Source organism: Kosakonia sp. S42, from assembly GCF_016624785.1.
Lineage (GTDB): Bacteria > Pseudomonadota > Gammaproteobacteria > Enterobacterales > Enterobacteriaceae > Kosakonia > Kosakonia cowanii.
In genome coordinates, this window is record NZ_JACVTW010000030.1 from 26,221 (window position 1) to 42,874 (window position 16,654).

At 57.1% G+C, this 16,654-nt stretch carries 20 protein-coding genes and 1 pseudogene; all 21 read right to left on the reverse strand.

All coding sequences use genetic code 11. The annotated features are described in order from the left end of the window. Positions 1-21 precede the first annotated feature (21 nt). Positions 22-330: a hypothetical protein gene (locus tag IAE50_RS21515; RefSeq protein ID WP_200581236.1), complete on the reverse strand. Its 309-nt coding sequence runs from the start codon at positions 328-330 to the stop codon at positions 22-24. A gap of 27 nt (positions 331-357) precedes the next feature. Beyond that, the gene (locus tag IAE50_RS26145) at positions 358-894 is read right to left on the reverse strand and encodes a hypothetical protein (protein ID WP_234467280.1); all 537 of its coding nucleotides are present in this window, start codon (positions 892-894) and stop codon (positions 358-360) included. After that, the gene (locus tag IAE50_RS21525) at positions 839-1,189 is read right to left on the reverse strand and encodes a hypothetical protein (protein WP_200581237.1); all 351 of its coding nucleotides are present in this window, start codon (positions 1,187-1,189) and stop codon (positions 839-841) included. Before IAE50_RS21525 ends, IAE50_RS26145 begins: the two co-directional genes overlap by 56 nt. A 134-nt stretch (positions 1,190-1,323) precedes the next feature. Next, on the reverse strand, positions 1,324-2,055 hold the full coding sequence (gene traT / locus IAE50_RS21530; protein WP_200581238.1) for a complement resistance protein TraT: 732 nt from the start codon (positions 2,053-2,055) through the stop codon (positions 1,324-1,326). Between the two features lie 122 nt (positions 2,056-2,177). Then, positions 2,178-2,750: a hypothetical protein gene (locus tag IAE50_RS21535; RefSeq protein WP_200581239.1), complete on the reverse strand. Its 573-nt coding sequence runs from the start codon at positions 2,748-2,750 to the stop codon at positions 2,178-2,180. 2 nt (positions 2,751-2,752) lie between these two features. Then, on the reverse strand, positions 2,753-6,118 hold the full coding sequence (gene traG / locus IAE50_RS21540; RefSeq protein WP_200581240.1) for a conjugal transfer mating-pair stabilization protein TraG: 3,366 nt from the start codon (positions 6,116-6,118) through the stop codon (positions 2,753-2,755). Further along, positions 6,118-7,482 (reverse strand): conjugal transfer pilus assembly protein TraH, encoded by a 1,365-nt coding sequence (gene traH, locus IAE50_RS21545; RefSeq protein ID WP_200581241.1) that lies wholly within the window; start codon positions 7,480-7,482, stop codon positions 6,118-6,120. The genes traG and traH overlap by 1 nt, the downstream gene beginning before the upstream one ends. Before the next feature lie 87 nt (positions 7,483-7,569). After that, positions 7,570-8,169 carry an F-type conjugal transfer protein TrbB gene (gene trbB, locus IAE50_RS21550; protein ID WP_042712769.1) on the reverse strand — a complete coding sequence of 200 codons (600 nt, stop codon included), beginning with the start codon at positions 8,167-8,169 and terminating at the stop codon, positions 7,570-7,572. Next, entirely contained in the window at positions 8,159-8,386 is a 228-nt protein-coding gene (locus IAE50_RS21555; RefSeq protein ID WP_225975686.1) for a hypothetical protein, read from the reverse strand. Before IAE50_RS21555 ends, trbB begins: the two co-directional genes overlap by 11 nt. Continuing rightward, on the reverse strand, positions 8,383-8,751 hold the full coding sequence (locus IAE50_RS21560; protein WP_200581242.1) for a hypothetical protein: 369 nt from the start codon (positions 8,749-8,751) through the stop codon (positions 8,383-8,385). The genes IAE50_RS21555 and IAE50_RS21560 overlap by 4 nt, the downstream gene beginning before the upstream one ends. A 133-nt stretch (positions 8,752-8,884) precedes the next feature. Beyond that, positions 8,885-9,355, reverse strand: coding sequence for a hypothetical protein (locus tag IAE50_RS21565; protein WP_200581243.1), 471 nt, complete (start codon positions 9,353-9,355; stop codon positions 8,885-8,887). A gap of 22 nt (positions 9,356-9,377) precedes the next feature. After that, entirely contained in the window at positions 9,378-9,761 is a 384-nt protein-coding gene (locus IAE50_RS21570; protein WP_200581244.1) for a hypothetical protein, read from the reverse strand. Between the two features lie 10 nt (positions 9,762-9,771). Then, positions 9,772-10,554, reverse strand: a complete 783-nt coding sequence (gene traF / locus IAE50_RS21575; protein WP_200581245.1) for a type-F conjugative transfer system pilin assembly protein TraF — start codon at positions 10,552-10,554, stop codon at positions 9,772-9,774. Next, positions 10,551-12,392 carry a type-F conjugative transfer system mating-pair stabilization protein TraN gene (traN, locus tag IAE50_RS21580; RefSeq protein WP_200581246.1) on the reverse strand — a complete coding sequence of 614 codons (1,842 nt, stop codon included), beginning with the start codon at positions 12,390-12,392 and terminating at the stop codon, positions 10,551-10,553. Before traN ends, traF begins: the two co-directional genes overlap by 4 nt. Then, positions 12,389-12,997 carry a type-F conjugative transfer system pilin assembly protein TrbC gene (gene trbC / locus IAE50_RS21585; protein ID WP_200581247.1) on the reverse strand — a complete coding sequence of 203 codons (609 nt, stop codon included), beginning with the start codon at positions 12,995-12,997 and terminating at the stop codon, positions 12,389-12,391. The genes traN and trbC overlap by 4 nt, the downstream gene beginning before the upstream one ends. Before the next feature lie 8 nt (positions 12,998-13,005). Further along, entirely contained in the window at positions 13,006-14,004 is a 999-nt protein-coding gene (traU, locus tag IAE50_RS21590; RefSeq protein WP_200581248.1) for a conjugal transfer pilus assembly protein TraU, read from the reverse strand. Next, complete coding sequence (locus tag IAE50_RS21595; protein ID WP_200581249.1) at positions 13,989-14,336, reverse strand: hypothetical protein; 348 nt, start codon at positions 14,334-14,336, stop codon at positions 13,989-13,991. The genes traU and IAE50_RS21595 overlap by 16 nt, the downstream gene beginning before the upstream one ends. 62 nt (positions 14,337-14,398) lie before the next feature. Beyond that, the gene (locus IAE50_RS21600; RefSeq protein WP_094419028.1) at positions 14,399-14,611 is read right to left on the reverse strand and encodes a hypothetical protein; all 213 of its coding nucleotides are present in this window, start codon (positions 14,609-14,611) and stop codon (positions 14,399-14,401) included. A gap of 12 nt (positions 14,612-14,623) precedes the next feature. Next, on the reverse strand, positions 14,624-15,703 hold the full coding sequence (locus IAE50_RS21605; protein WP_200581250.1) for a hypothetical protein: 1,080 nt from the start codon (positions 15,701-15,703) through the stop codon (positions 14,624-14,626). Beyond that, positions 15,700-15,948, reverse strand: a complete 249-nt coding sequence (locus IAE50_RS21610; protein WP_094419030.1) for a hypothetical protein — start codon at positions 15,946-15,948, stop codon at positions 15,700-15,702. The genes IAE50_RS21605 and IAE50_RS21610 overlap by 4 nt, the downstream gene beginning before the upstream one ends. A gap of 425 nt (positions 15,949-16,373) precedes the next feature. After that, positions 16,374-16,654: pseudogene (locus tag IAE50_RS21615) on the reverse strand (type-F conjugative transfer system protein TraW); the annotation flags it as partial.

The window sequence follows — 16,654 nt, forward strand, 5'->3', positions numbered from 1 at the left end:
GTACTGCGGGGGAGGACCGCGCTATGCCAGCTGGCTCAGCTCAAACTCTGCCTGATGGCATCCGTCCTCCCAGTCCTGTTCGTTAATGCTCACCGCCGCAGAACGGACAGCGGTGGCCACATCGGTATAACCGGGTGAATGCCCCGCCCGGGATGCCAGACCATAGAAGGTGAATACGTAGCCAGCCCAGTACGCAATGTGGGTTTTGTCCTTCTCATCCGGAAGCGAACCAAACACGTTCAGACAGGAAGCCGCCATCAGCAGCGCGCTTTCAAGATGGATCAGGCTCTGTAGCCCGGACAGGTCAGGTTGTCGGTTTTCTGAAATCATGACGGGACATTCTCCGGCGTTGTCGGGCTATATCCTGCGGGACCCGGTCACAAGCGGTCGGGCGAGAAGCGTCAGCACATCACTGATGGTGCGGAGCGCAAGACTGGTCAGCAATGACGCCAGCAGACCGCCGGTAGTGAAAATAAGCAGCCAGCAAACCAGGTTCAGCTGGCTTGTCCATGCCCACTCGGGTTGCCATGTGCTGAGTGCCAGGGTGCGGGAGAACAGTGTGGAGTTTGCCATTATCCACTGCAGCACATCTGCGCCATAGTGGAGCATGAGCCACGTAGTCCATGCGGAAAGCATGAGGAGGAAAAAGCAGGCAGAAATAACGTTATTCAGGGCTGATTTATTCACGGGAGAATTCTCCAGGAGGTTGACGTTAAAACCCGCAGCGCTCGCCGCAATCCGGACACCGGCGCAGCCGTTTGTCCGGTGAGGAAGCGAAATATCCACTGTGGGTGAGAAAGGCACATACGCGCCGGGCTGAAAGACATGCAGAAAGGGGTTACGGCGATGAGACTGAACGATAATGCCAGTCTTCCTCCTGCTGTTTAAGTTCATACGTTGCGTCCCTGATGCCGGTCCGCCACGCCTGTTCATCCATTTCAGTGGCCAGATGTCTGACAGACAACGCCACATCCGCGCAGGCTTCAGAGTCCCACAAACTGGCGTCCAGGCCCTCCAGGGTCATAACGTACCCGGCCCACCACGGCGCAAGCGCCAGCCGCTCATACTCTTCAACGCTTCCGGACTGGCGGATAATGGCCAGGGCATGAACCAGATCGCTTTCCAGCGCAATCAGCGCCAGAAGGTCTTCTGAGCCACCCGGCCTGCGATACGGGATATATACCGACACTATTGCTCCTCATCATGTTGCGCCCTTCCGGATACAGCAATGCACCCGACAGCGCTGCGCGCGACAGGAAAGCGGAACCGGAAAGGCGTTGTTAACAGTGAAATCGGGCAGGAGGCCCGGAGAGGAAAGCGGTGTTACATAATGCCGGCGATGGACCTGGCCAGCTGCGCCTCGAGCACCGGTTTTGCCTCATCAAACTTGAGGTTAACCTTGTTGGCGTTTGATACCACACGGGTCTGGTATTTCGCCCGGTTGCCCTGCTCTGTGCTGCTCTGCAGCTTCACCCCGGATGAGCCCTGTTTCAGCGCCGCCACATTGTCTGTGGTCACGACAGCTTTACTGCGCTCGGAGATTTGCAGATCGGTCACCATCGTGTAGTTGACGTCCTCGACCAGCGCATCAGCCGCCATGCCGACAAGTCCTGCCGCCAGACCTGCGCCGAGTGTTGCGCCAGCGGAGCCGGTGTTATAACCCGTAATGCCTGCGCCCAGGGCAGCGCCCGTCACTGCTCCTTCGTAACCAGAACTGAGGAAGCCCTGTGACTGCCGTAAATCCATTTTGTCGGCCTTGAGCACGTTCGCCTGCACCCAGAAATACGCCGCGTCCGGAGAGGCTGATACCTGATACCCTTTTGCGGTGAGTTCTGAGGCAATTTTTGTCTGCAGCCCCGACATATCTTTGTCCGACGTATTTCGCACCTGAATATACACCGTTCTTTCAGAGGCAGGCTCAAGCCAGATGGTTTCACTCATTTGTGTTCTGACGTCCAGATTACGCTTTTTAACCGCTGTGCTCATGGCACCGCAGCCGCTAAGGGCAAAAACAGACAAAGCGAGACCGCAAACTGCAATTTTATTCAGTTTCATTTAAATACCTTATTATCTTTGATTGTTTGAGATAGAGAAAATCTAGGATTGTATTGAAGGGACTGAGAGTTGTTGTGGCAAATAAAAAGCCACCGGTCTTCGATGGCTTTTATTAGAAAATATTATATTTTCTTTGAAAGCTTAGTCAGTTTACTCATAAATGAGCCAACTCCATAGCGAGTAGCTTCCGCACTCACTATGCCTTGCATAATCAAAAAGGAAAACATGAATACAAAAGGAGAAGCAACCAGAAGGTCTGGTATCCAAATGCATATAACTGCCAAGCTCAAATTGCAGATGAAGAAAAAACGTCCAAGTTTAATTACTAGAGGCTTAAACCTATTAATAATAATGGATTTTTTTCGCACGCTTTGGCTCAGAGTGAGATAAGCCAGCATGGGCCCGTATAACATTGCACTTATAAATAATGCAAAAAAAATACTCATTCCACCGAATAAGAACGCGAAGCCATATTCATTGATAACGTTCACTTTGTTATCAAAATGATTAACATATGGCTCGAATTTAATTGCGACGAGAATAATTACTACTGCATAGCAAAGCGCACAACTTAAGGGCCACGCCATGCTGAGTTTTAACGCTTTCACAGGACGAACCAAAGGCCTGGAATCATCTTCTATATCCTGCATCAGCATACGAAGATCTTCATTTACATCACTTTGAGTAATTACCATAGCTAATCTCCATTACCAGCCTGCTTACGCATTTCTTCAAGCTTGGTTTTAACATCATCTGAATCAGCCTGCTGTGGAATAAATTTCTGACGTGCCTTTTCTCCTTCATAACCATCAGCAAATTTACTCTGCGCGTTGTATTCTTCTCCTTTTAATATATCACTGGATGCCTGAACAGTGGATTGTTTTTTGCCTATTTCCCCGGAAGATTTGTTGATATTTTGCTCGTTGGCAGATCTTTGTGCTGCCACGCGCTGCTGCATCTCTTCCTGTGGCGCAAAGCCCTGTCCTGCCTGCTCCTGAAGCCGTGACTGATTTTGCTGGAATGCTGTCTGCATATCCTCACCAGGCACCTTGCTGCCGCGTACCTGATGGCCTGAGCTTTCAAGATTGCCCCCTGTTTTCTGAGACGTTAACTGGCTGTGCCCCGTCTGCTGCTCAGTATTATGATGCTGTGTATTATTGCCGCCCCCACGTTGTATCTCATTGCTGCCTGACTCACTGAATCTGCCTGAATAATTGTTCGTAACCGGCTCTTCAGAACCATTCGCGCGTGCATGGCTCCCCGGAGTGGTAACACCTGACACACTGCGATGCTCAGTATTCCCGTAACCGCTGATTTCAGAACCTGCAGCTTGCGGCCCGGTTGTTAACGGAGCACTGCCACTTTCATTGCGATAGGTCTGGCTGCCACCCGTTTCGCTGCCTGCCTCATGATTACCACCGATTACAGAATGATTACCGCTTTCGCTGGCAAAGTGCTGATTGCCGGAGGATGCAGGGCTGTAGGTACCGCCTTCAGACTGTCCACCGTGCGAAGACATTGCGGCATTAAGCGGCTGCGGTTCTCCGGCAGTGCGGACGATGTGCTCACCGCTGAAGGCGGCGTGCTCATTGCCGCTCTGCAGATCGCTGCGCCCCTGCCCATAGTCGCCCATAATTTCAGGCTTGAGGCGTTCATTAACAAACTCCATCGCGGCCTCCCGCGCAGTCGGGGCGCTGGTCAGCATGGACTGCGCCTTGTCACCGTAGCGGTTGGAAGCCCAGTCCACGAATTCCTGCGTGTAGTTGGTATCAAGCGATGCACTCTCGTTCTGAGCAAGTGTGGCCATACGGCTGAACTCGTTGCTGTTTGTCGAACTGGTCGTGAACTGATGGTACTGGCTTTGCGCATCGTTAAGCGTGGCAGCAAGCTGCTGTACGTTACTGGTGCCGGCACTTTCGGAATGGCTCGCAGACTCGTTAACACGGCTGCTGGCCACCATATCCATGCCCTGTTTGAAGTCATTAACCATTTGCCCGTTCTTATCATGACGCATATCTGACGTATTGGAATTACTGTTCTGGGTTCCATGTGAACTACCTTTAGTACCTTTAACCTCAGCTCCAGCATGCCCTTCAACACTGACTCCCGTGGTCCATTTTCCAACCATACCGAGAGCCTGATCGCCACTGTTGACTTTCATACTTGCGCCTGCATTCACACTACCTTCAAGTGATTTCGACATAAGATCGTTATAGGCTTGCTGTGTGGAGATGTTGTTTGCCTTCGCATAGCTTTCTGCGGCTGACAACATCATATTCGCCCCGCGAGTGGCATTCACGGCCTGGCTGTTTTCACTGCCATTGCTGAGACTTTCCGTGCTGCCCGACTGCTTAGTCACCTGCTCCAGCTGTGACCAGCCACTGGTGACGCTGTGGTTGTAGCCATCGAGTGCCGTCTGCGCCTGCACCTGCGACATGCGCGCCTGCTCCTGGAAGCCGGAGCTGGCCAGCTGGCTGAGACGCATGTTCACCGGCAGGTTGGACATGGCACCGGAGCCATCTATGACATTCTGCCCACTGGAGGTCAGGGTATGGCTTGAGCCGTTATCGGCCTGCCAGGTCTGCTGTCCCAGACGCTGCACCATATTGGTGTCCATCTTGTTCTGGTTCAGGTTGTCCATCGACATATTATTGAACGACCAGTTGCCGTCTGCCGTGGTGGAGGCCACGCCGGCAGAGCCAAACGCCATCGAGCTCATCACGCTGCCTGCCAGCTGCGATCCCATTGCCGCCGCCCCTTTGGTCAGGAAAAACGAGAGCACCGGAATCGACATCGCGCAGTACCCGGCCAGGTTGGCGACATCGGAGTGCTGGAGCGCGACCGCATCCCGGTTGGACAGCACCAGGGGGGTTCCCCCTGTTTTTGTCTGCAGCCAGAATGTCGCGGCGTAGTTGAGGATGGCGAACATCACCGGCCACATCTGGAAGTACAGAAACCCGCCGATATACAGCTTCAGGGTGTTCAGCCCGAAGAGACTGTGGTTTGCCGCTGCCAGCGCGATGACCAGCGGGAACAGGCAGACCAGGATCAGCATCATGAGTGACTGCAGGAACGGTAACTGCCGCGTGGCCAGTGTGCTCCCTGCCGCCCAGCTGAGGCGCTGCTTCGTGGCCGCACTTTCGGTGGCCAGATTCAGCAGGTTCGCGGTGTCCGATGAGCGGGCCGCAAAGCCGCGGATACCCTGACGGATGGCAGAGTTGGTCACGTTGTTTTTCATGATCTGCGCCGCACTCATCCCGCCAGCGTAGAAGAAGCCGTAACTTTCATTCATCGCGTTGGCCAGCATCACCGACCCGTTCATCCGGTTTCCGAAGATGCGCTGCGTGAGCATGGAGAAGGTCGGGCTGGTCAGCTGACTGTCCTGGCCTGCGAGCGTCTGGATCTGCGACGCGGCCTGCTGACAGGTCAGAAACTCGCGGTTCGTCGACGTTGTTTTGAAAATTCCCCGCAGCGGGCTGGGGTTACTGGTAATAAGCCCCAGCGGGTCAGTGGTGTTCAGCAGCTGGTTCACAGTGTATTTGTGGTTCAGCAGGATATCGCCGATGACGCAGTTTTCCACGTAGTCAGGCAGCATCTGCGCCAGCTCCGGGTTCTGCGTCTGGATGTCGCTGCTTTCCGCCACGATACCGGACCCGAACAGCATGCCGGTTTTGGTGTAGGTCACCGAGTCCGGGCGCGCCATCATGTAGTCGTAAAGCTGCGCAACCCGGTACCCGATCCCGGTTGTCACTGAGGCAATGCCGGCCAGGCCCACCGGCACATTATCGGTCACCCACACGGCCGCCGGGTCGGTGATATCAATAATCTGAACCGAGCGTTTCGGCACAAGCAGCACAGAGGTGATCAGCATGAATATCGCCAGCCACTGCACGAACACCATCGGGTTACGGCTTCTGGTGAACGTTGCCAGTACGCCGAGCACCGAGAAAGTGCCTGCGATACGCAGTAGGGTGCTCCACGTCCCGGTGCCGAGGATGCCGACGACCGCGTCAAACGCAGACTTCCACATCCCGCCACCGTAGATTGTATAGATTTCAAGCATCAGGGGTTCCCCCACTTGTAGTTGCTCTGGTATGAGCCGGAAACGATGGTTGAGACCTGCTGCTGCAGGTACTGCATGTTGCGGTCGATGCCGTCCAGCGCATTCTGGTCAGCTGCTGACTGGAGTTTCATGTCAGCCAGAAGTCCCTGCGCATGGAGTACGTTGTCGCGCAGTTTTGAGGCCGCTTCTTCCGGCCAGTTTTTCCCGGCCATCGAGAGCGAGGCCTGCTTGACCAGCTCCTGGAGGTACTGAATCATCAGGTCCTGGGCAATGAAGTCACTGACCTGCAGCAGATACGTCGCGCTCTGGCCCATACTCTGGGCGTTGGTGAGATACTTCAGCACCGGCACGGAGGTGGTGTTCACAAACCCCTTTTCCTGATCCGACAGCGGGGTGTCATTGACCAGTTTCGACTGCATCGAAAGCATCAGGTTTTTCACCAGCGTGACCAGCCCGTTCTGCTCCTGAACAGTGATATCCACCACCACCGGCGTCAGGCATACCGACTCTTCGTCGCAGCCATACACCTTCGCCGTGCCGCCCCGCATCAGCACCTTGACCAGGTCGCGGTTATCAACCAGCGGCGTCAGGATGGTCACCTGCCCTTCCTTGTTGAAGATGATGGAGCCGACAGCGCTCATGACCAGCTCTTTCAGCTGGCGGTTGTTGTCAAAAAGCCGGTTGCGGCTGAGCGCATCCCAGATAAGGTTTTTGTTTTTCAGGACCTGATCCTTGTCCTTGTCGCTGGCACGGCTCGTCACACTGTCACTCTTGCCGCCCACGGTGCATCCCTGACGGGAGGCTGCCCAGTCCGCGAACATGTTGCTTTCGCCGGCAATGTCCTGGCAGATTTTCTGCTGGGAGACCTGGGTGACCGGCCACAGACCGCCGATGATGCCCTGCGCGGCCTGACACGAACTCATGTTCATGGAGTTGACGTCGTTGGCCAGCTTCTGCAGGAAGTCCTTCGCCTGCTTCAGCTCCGGCACCATCGTCTGCAGCGCGAGATCGAAGGCGTAGCCCTGGGCGTTGCTCATGATTTGCTTCACGAAGCGCTGAATTTCTTCACCGCTGATCATGGAGAAGGAGCCGAGATAGGCATCGATACCGCCGCAGCCGGCGTTCAGGGAGGGCACCTGCATCGAGATAAGCTGGACATTCTTGACCGGGTTACGCAGGTAAACCGACCCGCCGGTGAAGTACCCGGCGGCCTGCCCCTGCCACGCCTGCGCCTGGGTGACGTTGCCGCTGTAGCCGAGGCTGCCAAAGAAGCCGTTGAGATCGCCGTTTACGTCAGCCTGTGCCGGCAGCGCACAACACCCTGCGATAAACACGCATCCGGCCGTTATCAGTGTCTTAAGCATGGACGCCCTCCTGCCCGGCAGGGAGCGGACAGCAGTCCGCCTTATGCGGTGCATACATAGTTGTGATCATTCTGTTTTCCGTCTGTATTACTGAGGCGTTACCTGCGCGTTTGCCGGCAGCGGGGGAAGTGACTGTGGATCAATCTGGTCCATATCAGCCTGAATCAGGCTGGCGTAGCGGCTTTCCAGCGAGGTGATGTCCATCACCCCCTGTGTCAGCGGGTAGGCCCGCAGGGTGTGGACGTTAACCATGAACGCGGTCGGCGTGGCAATGGGCAGCCCGTTACCAAAGAACGTCATGATTTCGTCCGCCAGGGGCGATGCCGGATCGCTTTTGCGGGGGATCAGCGGCACCGGAAACGACGCATCGCCACCACCATCCAGCGTGTAGGGATACACCCGGATATTGTGCTGGTCAGCCCAGTGCTTCAGGTCAGGGTCAAACTTCGCGCTGTACTGGCAGTGCGCCTGCATAAAGACAACCACTGCGTAATCCGCCATGTTGACGCGACGACCGTCAGGCAGCTGCATCAGGCTCTGCGGGTCGGCCGGTTTTGCCGGCGTCTCCGTCGCGGGTTGCTGCTGTGTGATTTTCGCCGCATCGAGGGCGGCAATTTCATCCCGCGCACCGGCGCTGGCCAGCAGGGGAAACAGCAGTAAAAGCGCGGTCAGGGCATTACTTTTCATCCTGCACCTCCGGGATAACATCATGGCGGTGTCGCCAGTGCCACCACCTGTTACCGGCCAGAAGCAGCGCAGAGAGCGCCATCAGGAGATAGCCTCCCCACAGGCACATTAACTGGGTAAGCCAGGGGTATGCCCCGGTGATATCGCTGAGGCACTTGAACATGATGCCGGCAAAGAAAATGACGACAATCTCAGACAGGGACAGGGCTTTCATCATTTCACCTCTGCCGTTTTTTTATTCTTCTTTGCCATCAGAAGATGAATGAGGCCGCCGGCAAGCAGCAGTGCTTCGATGACGCATAACGGCACCCACAGGCGCTGTTCTTTCACTGTAATGAGGACGGCACTGATATTTTCTGACACGGTGACGGGCACGACCACTTCGGGAGCAAGACACCCCGAATGGCTGACAGGGCACATCTCAGCGTAGGCATCACGCACTTGCCAGAGAGTGGCTGTATCGGTCAGTGCATATGAAACGTATTCAGACAGCCAGATACTGAGCATCAGTCCGGCAGGATAAAGGAAGAAAAACAGGAGCGAGTTTTCCAGTATCCAGGAAAACCATTGAGGAAGTTTCATGAAATGCCTCGTTTAGCAGGTAACGAAATGAGTGTTGAACAGGAGAAACAGACAGCACACCGACCGGCACTCAGTGCATGCAGAGCGGTGTCAGCTGAAAGTTGAATCTCAGAGGGACAATGGTTTCATGGTGCTATTCCTTCTCCTGCAAAGTCTTACGCAATGATTTCACCTTCCGGCCTGCCCACTCAGCGGCCTCCGGAACGCCAGGCTTACTGCCCAAAAACCACCAGAAAAACGCGCCGGCAAACGCAACGGTCACATACAAATTGCGTATCAGACGATCCACATTTTTCTGCCAGGCAATGGCATCAACGGCCGCGCGCTCACACCTGACGTCCGGCGGCGCTGCAGCGATACCGTTCCCCTGTGGCATAACCTTTTCAACGGGCGCGCTGAGGGGCGGCGCACAGTCCCATATTTTTCCGGGCGGGGCGTCCACGACCATATCGCGGGCGGCATCCAGAAACGTACCGGTAACAGAGTTATTGAACGTAAGCAGCATAAAGAGGAAGAACAGAACCAGTGACGGCGCGGTGACTAAACTGAACCAGGCAGCACGCCAGCAGGCGCGCAGGCTCCGGGCAGCGCGGTATGTACTCATGGGTAATCCTCAGAAGAAAGGGTCAGTGACCTTCACGCCGGTTAACAGATGAAGGCATGTTTAACAGGCACCACACGGGAAAATTCAGTAGCGCGATAAGCAGGTAAAATTTCACCAGGAACCGATCGCCCTTCAGGATGAAATCTGACTCAGGCGTGACGGGCTGCAGACACGGTCGCGGCCACGGGTCATCCAGTGGCACCACCGCGCAGTCATGGCTGACAGGGTGTGCGGGTGTCACGGGCACTGTCTCGCTGAACGTTCTCGCCGCGCTGACGAAAAACGCCGACGGCGACGGAACGGACAGCATCAGTGCCAGCAGTAAGATGCCGGGGGCAGTGATAAAGCAGAAAAACACCGCCTGAAGCCCCGACAACACGTTTCCGGCGATCCGGATTTTATTCACGGGAGACTCCTCAGAAGTTGGGTTTAAAGCCGGTGGACACATTCAGGAAGCGCTTCGCCAGGTCATCCTGGGTCATGAAGCCGTAGACCAGCGGCTGGAAGTTGCGGCTGCGCGGGTCAACCAGAAACAGTGCCGGGAAGTGCGTGATGCGCATGGCCTGTATCTGCCCGTTGTCCGGGCGACTGTCCGGGAGCGACGGTGCCACCTGCCCGTCAACCGAGACCGGAATAAGGGACAGATGGTTTATCTTCGCAAAATCGGCCACCACACCGGCCATCTGCGCATCGATCGGGTCACTGCCCCGGTAGAAGTAAAACAGCCCGTACTGCTGCCCCATCTTCGCAATCGCCTCCTGACGCTGCGCCTGATCGCGGGACTGTACCAGCGGTGCCATGCTGTTGTAATGCGGGTACTCCAGGTTGTAGTCCAGCTCCGGGTGCGTCAGCTGCGCGGCGGCAAACGACTGACTGAACATGCTGCTGCGGTCGGTCCAGAACTTCTGCCACTTGAGGTACGTGGCCGTGTTCTCCCGCGTCGGGTACAGGATGGCGCGGTTAAGCGCCTCCATTGTGTACTGACGCAGCACCTTCGCCTGCTCCTGCGCCGTCATGTTGCTCAGGTCCGGCACGCGCGGCTTCTGAGGCTGAGGCTGAACCGGCGGCGGCGCGGGGGCTTTTTTCGGCTCGTTGTACCAGGACCAGCCCGTGAACGGCGGTGCCGGCGTGACAATCTCCTCAGCGAATGCCGGGAGTACCATCAGCATCAGCAACAGGGAAATACAGCGGCGCATCATTTTGTGCCTCCTGTCTGTTTCACCTGCGCGGCGATGCGGTCTTTCACCTGCTGCACCATCACCGACGAGTTGGGGACTTTCTGGTTAGCCATCAGGTCCTCGTAGAAGTCAGCGAAGTTGATACGGTCGAAATCGATGCCCTGCAGCTGGGGAACGGTGATGCCGCCGCAGTTGGGGCTGCTGCCGCTGCCGAAACCGACACCCAGCTGATCGCGTCGTCCCTGCTCCTGAATGATGCGCGCCAGCTTGCCGTCAAAGACGCAGTACACTTTGCTTTTCTGCACGCACTGGCCGAGGACTTCATGGTCACAGCGTTCGCCCACGCTGACGGTGATTTTCTTCGCTTTTGCTTTCCCCAGCGCCAGCTCATCGTCATTACAGGCGGACAGCCCGGCATCCTGTCCCCAGCCGCTGTCCTTACAGCAGTTGGAGAAGCCCGCAAACGCCTTACGACAGCTCATCGCCTTGCCGGTAAAGGCTTTGACATTTATCTGATCGTCCTTCACATCGGCGGCGGCTGAGGCGAGACCGGCCAGTTTGGCCACGGCGGTATCAAACCCGCTGTCACCCGCGCCATCGGTGTCACTGCAGTTCCCGGACTGGCAGAAGTACGTCCCGCCGCAGATAAGCCCGGTGGAGGAGAAGTTGCGCTGGCACTCGTAGTTCACCACCTCATGCTCACAGTAAGCGCCGGTGCCGGTCTGGCACTGCGTTCCTGTGACGGTGCAGGCCGGGTTATTCATCAGCGAAGCGCAGGTGCCGTTTGAGCCGGTTTTCTGCAGGTACTGGTCTTCATACTCCCAGCAGTCGCTGTAAACCTGCTGCGTCTCGCCGTCGATTACCACGGGGCGGTTACCGCCGGGCACGGTGCAGACGCTGGAAACCGGCACGGCACCGTTCTTGTCGAAGCCGCAGGTTTCACGCCAGACCACTTTCGGTACGCTGCTGGTTTTTTTCACCCTGATGACCAGGGAAATTTTCAGCTGCACATGCCGGTTCTTGAAGGTCTGGCTGCCTGACCCGGAGTGAATGCTGTGCTGATGTTTTGAGGTGAATGCCACGCCGGCCGTCAGCGTGGCAGGAACCGGAGTGAACGCCACATCCTGCGCGCTGCCCTTGTTGTGCCAGGGAATTTCCGCCCCGAGGACATAAATGGTCATGTAAAAGCGCGGCTTGTTCCCTAACCGGTCTGACCAGGTGTATGTGGCGCGGACAATCTCGCCACTGACGGTCGGCACAATAGTGGCGATATTCATGCCGTTGATCTCCTGCACCGGCTGCTGACTCATTTCATACTCCACCGTCTTCGTTTCCCAGGTGGTGCCGCTGCCATCCACCTCAACGGTCGCGCTGCGTTTACAGCTCTGGTTAACCCACACATCCCGCTCGCAGGTGTATTTGTCGAACACGGATTTCGTGACCGTGCCCGGCTGACACTGCTGCGGATTACCGGTGCCGTTGACGATGTTGTCGGCAGCGCCTTCCGCGTTCTTGCCGGCGGTGATGAAGGGGGCTTTCGGGTCAATCACCGGCAGCGGGTTTTTCGTGCCGGCATCGATGACGGCCTGCCCGGCCCCGCTGTTCTGCAGCGCCTGCTGGCCTTTACTGTTCAGGCCACCGTCGCCGCCTGACACGCCGCCGTAGTAGCCCGTTTCGGGCGGGCTGGCGGTATAGCCCGGAATGCTGCCCTGCACCGTGCCGGGATTTTTCAGGGACGAGGTGCCCTGTGAGGCCTGCCCCTTACCAAAGCCGGCCCCGGCACTCCATGCATCCTGATTCGCATCCGCACGGACCAGGCCACTGGCAAACAGCGCCAGAAGAAAAATGACCGGTTTCATCGGGCGGCCTCCAGCAGCTGGCGTGCCGTGGCGGCACAGTCGCCGTCAGACGCCACCTTCTCCAGTGCCTGCTGCAGCGGGAGACTGCCGCGAATGACGTCGTAATGCCCCGGACAGGTGACAACCAGCGCCGGTACAGCGGTAATGTGATAGTCGCTGTACAGCGTCGGATCTATCTGAACGCCGATGTCCTTGTCCTCTCTGGCCAGCTCAAACATGGCCGCCGCGGTCTGGCGGAAATCATTGTTGCGAAGCCCGCGCAGGGTGGCCGGAATGTTAAAGCGGTTAGCATCCTTCAGCATCGGCACCAGGCCTTCGCGCGGCAGCCCCAGGCTGACAAAGTAAATGGCCGGAAAGGTCTTTTTCTCACCGTCAGGATGTTCTGCCGCGATCCCCTGCTGAAGACGCGACATCAGGTCCTGCTGCTGCGCCGGCAGCGTCATCGTCTGCCCGGACAGCGTGTCCTTGAAAGCCTGTAAATTATCCTGCTGCTGTTTCATCCACGCCCGGTCACGGGCGGAAACGTCAGCCTGCTCACTGGCTGCGGCGTAATGGCAGAGCACCAGGCTGCCGGCAAGCAGCGCCCGGAAAAGAGTATTTTTCATGGAAGACCTCAGAGAAAGACGCAGTTACGTTTACGCCAGAGGAGATAACCGAAGTTTTTCTTCGACGACGGGGAGTTGTGGGACGTGCCCCAGAGCTGCGTACTGGCCCCGAACGGGTGGCAGTTGGACGCCTCCGGCAGCATGTTCACCATCTGATAGCGCCAGCGCTCTTTGGGAATAATGGGGGACGGGTACTGGTTACAGACGGCGTTGTTGGCACCGATCGAGTTCCAGACCAGTCCTTCCCGGTGCATTTTGAACGCCATGCGCTCGGTCACCAGAACTGACGTCTCCAGCGGTGAAAATTCCCCGGAGGTATACCCGGTCAGGGGATACATCGACCCCTGTGCCCCGGCGCACCAGAACAGCGGCGACAGTGGCAGGCCGGCGGACGCGGCAGCGGCATCTGCCGAACAGGCGGCCTGTGCCACCAGGTTACCGAAGAGCGCGGCCTCCGGGTTAATCAGCATCGAGAGCGTACTGTCATTCCAGAGGGGATCGACCTCGGAGAGGTAGGCGATATCCATGTCCCCGGTCTGCAGGCAGCCGATACTGGTGATGATATTCAGCCACCATATCAGCGGGTATTTGTACCAGTGAACATGGTAGAACGCGCCGGCAGCGGGTCTGTCGCTCTGTCCGGCCGTGCCGGTCCCGGTACGCCCCAGATCGATTTTAAATCCGCCCATGTTGACCATCACGCCCGGCTCGCGGGTGACGTCCGTCATGGCCATCGGCTCCCAGAAGCCAATGGCCAGCCCGACGCGGTACAGCACCCCGACCGGGCATATCTGCAGCGGACTGGACGGGTTACTGGTGTCAGGCTGTGGCCCGGAGGCCAGCTTGATATTGCCGAGCGTCATGGGAAACAGACACTTCCAGCACACGTCCGTGATGGGGTTCACCCAGCGCCCTTCCCCGGCATTACTGGCGGACGACACGGGCAGTGCCGTGCCGGCCAGGACAATACCGAGCAGAAAGAAGACCGCCCTCAGCCTGCGTCGCATGGCACCTCCCGGCGGCGCAGCCAGATACAGGCGGGACCCTCATCCTCGCTGTCGAATATCGCGCCGGTAAACCAGCCCTCACCGGGCGGGACGGGCGGCGTCCAGTATGAAATATCGGCGTTGCGGGCATATGCCTGCGCCGCCGGCGTGTCATCATCGGTATCCAGACAGACCAGCGTGTCCTCCAGGCCGTTGTCCGCCAGCCAGTGGTCATATTCGGCCTGCGGGACACAGTCCCGGTCACGGTAAAATGCAGTCAGTGCGGGGTGGCACCAGTAGCCGTCAGGTGTGCGGACAACCGGCACCGGCCCGACAGATTCAGGAAGGTTCATGTTATGCCTCAGCGGGGTATGCCACGGCCACCGGACGGCGGGAGGGCGGATAAAAGGAGAAATCAGTCGTTTGGCGCGGCTTCGATAATCAGCTGCTCACGCGCGGTCTTGTCCATCCGGCGCAGCCCGACAATGGCGGCACGGATGACTACAGAGGTTTTGTAGAGCGGGTTTTCGCCGAGGATCTCTTTCAGGCAGGCATCGGAATCAGCGTTATGTCTGACGGAAGAGATGATCAATCTGTGTGCCCCGCTCCGTTCAGGGTCTTTAAGCATGGGTCCACCTTTTCAGGCTGTTTTGTACATGGTTTCAGGAACGTGCGCCGTGAATCCGTAACCGGCATCACCGTTAACTTCAACGTCCTCCGCGCTCCCGCAGTTTATTTTGAAAACCGCCTTCTGCAGCAGGTTTGCCATAGTGCCCCGGTCATCCTGAGCCGTCCCCTGGACGATGATCCGGGCAACAAAACGCCCCGGAGCTGGCGCGGCGTCCTTTATTTCCTGCAGCGCCGGGGGGAGTGCCATCATGCCGGTCTGCGGGAAGAAGCCCGCGCCGTCGGTACAGAGCCGGGTAGTGACAGACCACCGGACGGGTGAGGCGTCATTGCCGGCGATACCACTGTGCTCAAACTCGCCGCGGACCGTCTGTGCTTCCACCGAAAAGAGTGAGCGGTCTTCCCGCCAGGTGCTGCCGATACGGCCCAGCGCCCGGGAGATACTGGCATACGGGATGCCTTCATCGGCCTCCACGTCCAGAATCAGCTGCCAGAACATCGGCGCGGTGGGTTTTTCCGGTGTCGCAACCCGCTGTAAGCGCCAGCCACGCTTGCGCAGGCTTTCGAGCAGCTCTTCCAGCATCCTCTCGCCGTAGCCGGTTTTCTGGCTCTGCCGGACAATGTCCGTCACCATCTCCTCCGTCTGCGCCGGTGCCCAGTATTGTTCCCTGGCACGGATAAGGGCGGCTGCAATCTGCTGCCGGTCTGCGAAGGGCATGGCTCGCATCGACAGCGTTCCGGGCAGCTGCCCGGTCTCACTCGTCAGTGCATAACCGGCGTCATTAAGTGCGCGCTCCAGACTTTCCAGCATCCGGAGCATCGAACTGAGACCACCTTCCTGCCAGAGATAAATGGCCGTGCTGAGATCGGTCAGCGTCTCGTTTTTCGACGCTTCAACAGGGGTGCCATAGCGCCATTGCTTTACTTTTTTTTCCTTTATTACACAAAAATAATAAAGCACTGAATAACCCGCGATGAATATCCCACACATAATCAGGAGGCGCTGAAAGTTCACATCAGCACCTCCTGCCTGCAGGCGTAAAAGGTAAATAAATGGAATCACGGTCATGCCGGTAAGGAAAAGAATTCTCATGCGCGGCTCTCCCGCTGTTTATCGAGAAAGGCGTTGATCAGAAAGTCCGTGAACCGCTCATCGCGCTTCTCTGCTTCCTTGACGATCACGCCGGTGGCGCGCTGCCAGCCCACAAAGGCTTTGGTCACGAGATGACTGGCCCAGCCATCAAGTTCGGGGTAAATCTCTTTCAGTTGATTGCCGCTGACACGCAGCGGCTTGGCAGGTACCGGACCGGTACTGCTGTTCGAGTGAGTTACATTCATGTTGTCACCACGGGCAGAAATAAAAGAGGGCTTACAGGAGCGCTGGATTTTTGGTTATCAGGGTAGCTGCCTGAACATTAAACCGGTCATAAGCCACCAGGGTACGACGTACACCAGAGAATTCTTAACGACTGAGAACAGTCCAGGTTGCGGACGCCTGGACACATCTTTTGGTCCCCATCCCCTCACTGTATTCATCTGGAAAATGACCTGTGTCTGACAAAACATATACGACAACATAAAGAGAACGGGTTCTGCTGTGATGTCTTTCCAGAGAATCGCAATAGCAACACACTGGATAAGAAACGTAATCACTGAGGCACATATCGACAGCCGACGGTCCTCTTCCCTGACCATACGGGCAATGAGCCATACCTGCAGCGGTGTCAACAACACTGTGTAAGCTATAAGAAAATAAGTGCCATTCATTGACTCACCTCCGGTAAAGGTATTTCTTCAATTTTCAGTACCCGCCCGTCACGCGTGATACGCGCCGGGGTGTGCTCAAAACCGAACTTCGTGGTCAGGACACCGGCCTGATCGAAGTAGATGCGCTCGTTCAGGGCATCGCTGGTTTCCTTGATGTTTCCCTTCACCAGGATGATTTTGAAATCCGTCGCGCTGTCCAGCTGCTGCTTCATCCAGGCCACCTGCCCGCGGTTGTCGCCGTCGAGAAAGTAGAGCGTCTGGCTGTAAGGCACCCGGT

Bases quoted from the DNA above. Each gene is read 5' to 3' on its own strand.
- IAE50_RS21515 (WP_200581236.1), bottom strand. From the start codon at position 330: ATGATTTCAGAAAACCGACAACCTGACCTGTCCGGGCTACAGAGCCTG.
- IAE50_RS26145 (WP_234467280.1), bottom strand. From the start codon at position 894: ATGAACTTAAACAGCAGGAGGAAGACTGGCATTATCGTTCAGTCTCAT.
- traT (WP_200581238.1), bottom strand. From the start codon at position 2,055: ATGAAACTGAATAAAATTGCAGTTTGCGGTCTCGCTTTGTCTGTTTTT.
- IAE50_RS21535 (WP_200581239.1), bottom strand. From the start codon at position 2,750: ATGGTAATTACTCAAAGTGATGTAAATGAAGATCTTCGTATGCTGATG.
- traG (WP_200581240.1), bottom strand. From the start codon at position 6,118: ATGCTTGAAATCTATACAATCTACGGTGGCGGGATGTGGAAGTCTGCG.
- traH (WP_200581241.1), bottom strand. From the start codon at position 7,482: ATGCTTAAGACACTGATAACGGCCGGATGCGTGTTTATCGCAGGGTGT.
- trbB (WP_042712769.1), bottom strand. From the start codon at position 8,169: ATGAAAAGTAATGCCCTGACCGCGCTTTTACTGCTGTTTCCCCTGCTG.
- IAE50_RS21555 (WP_225975686.1), bottom strand. From the start codon at position 8,386: ATGATGAAAGCCCTGTCCCTGTCTGAGATTGTCGTCATTTTCTTTGCC.
- IAE50_RS21560 (WP_200581242.1), bottom strand. From the start codon at position 8,751: ATGAAACTTCCTCAATGGTTTTCCTGGATACTGGAAAACTCGCTCCTG.
- IAE50_RS21565 (WP_200581243.1), bottom strand. From the start codon at position 9,355: ATGAGTACATACCGCGCTGCCCGGAGCCTGCGCGCCTGCTGGCGTGCT.
- traF (WP_200581245.1), bottom strand. From the start codon at position 10,554: ATGATGCGCCGCTGTATTTCCCTGTTGCTGATGCTGATGGTACTCCCG.
- traN (WP_200581246.1), bottom strand. From the start codon at position 12,392: ATGAAACCGGTCATTTTTCTTCTGGCGCTGTTTGCCAGTGGCCTGGTC.
- trbC (WP_200581247.1), bottom strand. From the start codon at position 12,997: ATGAAAAATACTCTTTTCCGGGCGCTGCTTGCCGGCAGCCTGGTGCTC.
- traU (WP_200581248.1), bottom strand. From the start codon at position 14,004: ATGCGACGCAGGCTGAGGGCGGTCTTCTTTCTGCTCGGTATTGTCCTG.
- IAE50_RS21595 (WP_200581249.1), bottom strand. From the start codon at position 14,336: ATGAACCTTCCTGAATCTGTCGGGCCGGTGCCGGTTGTCCGCACACCT.
- IAE50_RS21600 (WP_094419028.1), bottom strand. From the start codon at position 14,611: ATGCTTAAAGACCCTGAACGGAGCGGGGCACACAGATTGATCATCTCT.
- IAE50_RS21605 (WP_200581250.1), bottom strand. From the start codon at position 15,703: ATGAGAATTCTTTTCCTTACCGGCATGACCGTGATTCCATTTATTTAC.
- IAE50_RS21610 (WP_094419030.1), bottom strand. From the start codon at position 15,948: ATGAATGTAACTCACTCGAACAGCAGTACCGGTCCGGTACCTGCCAAG.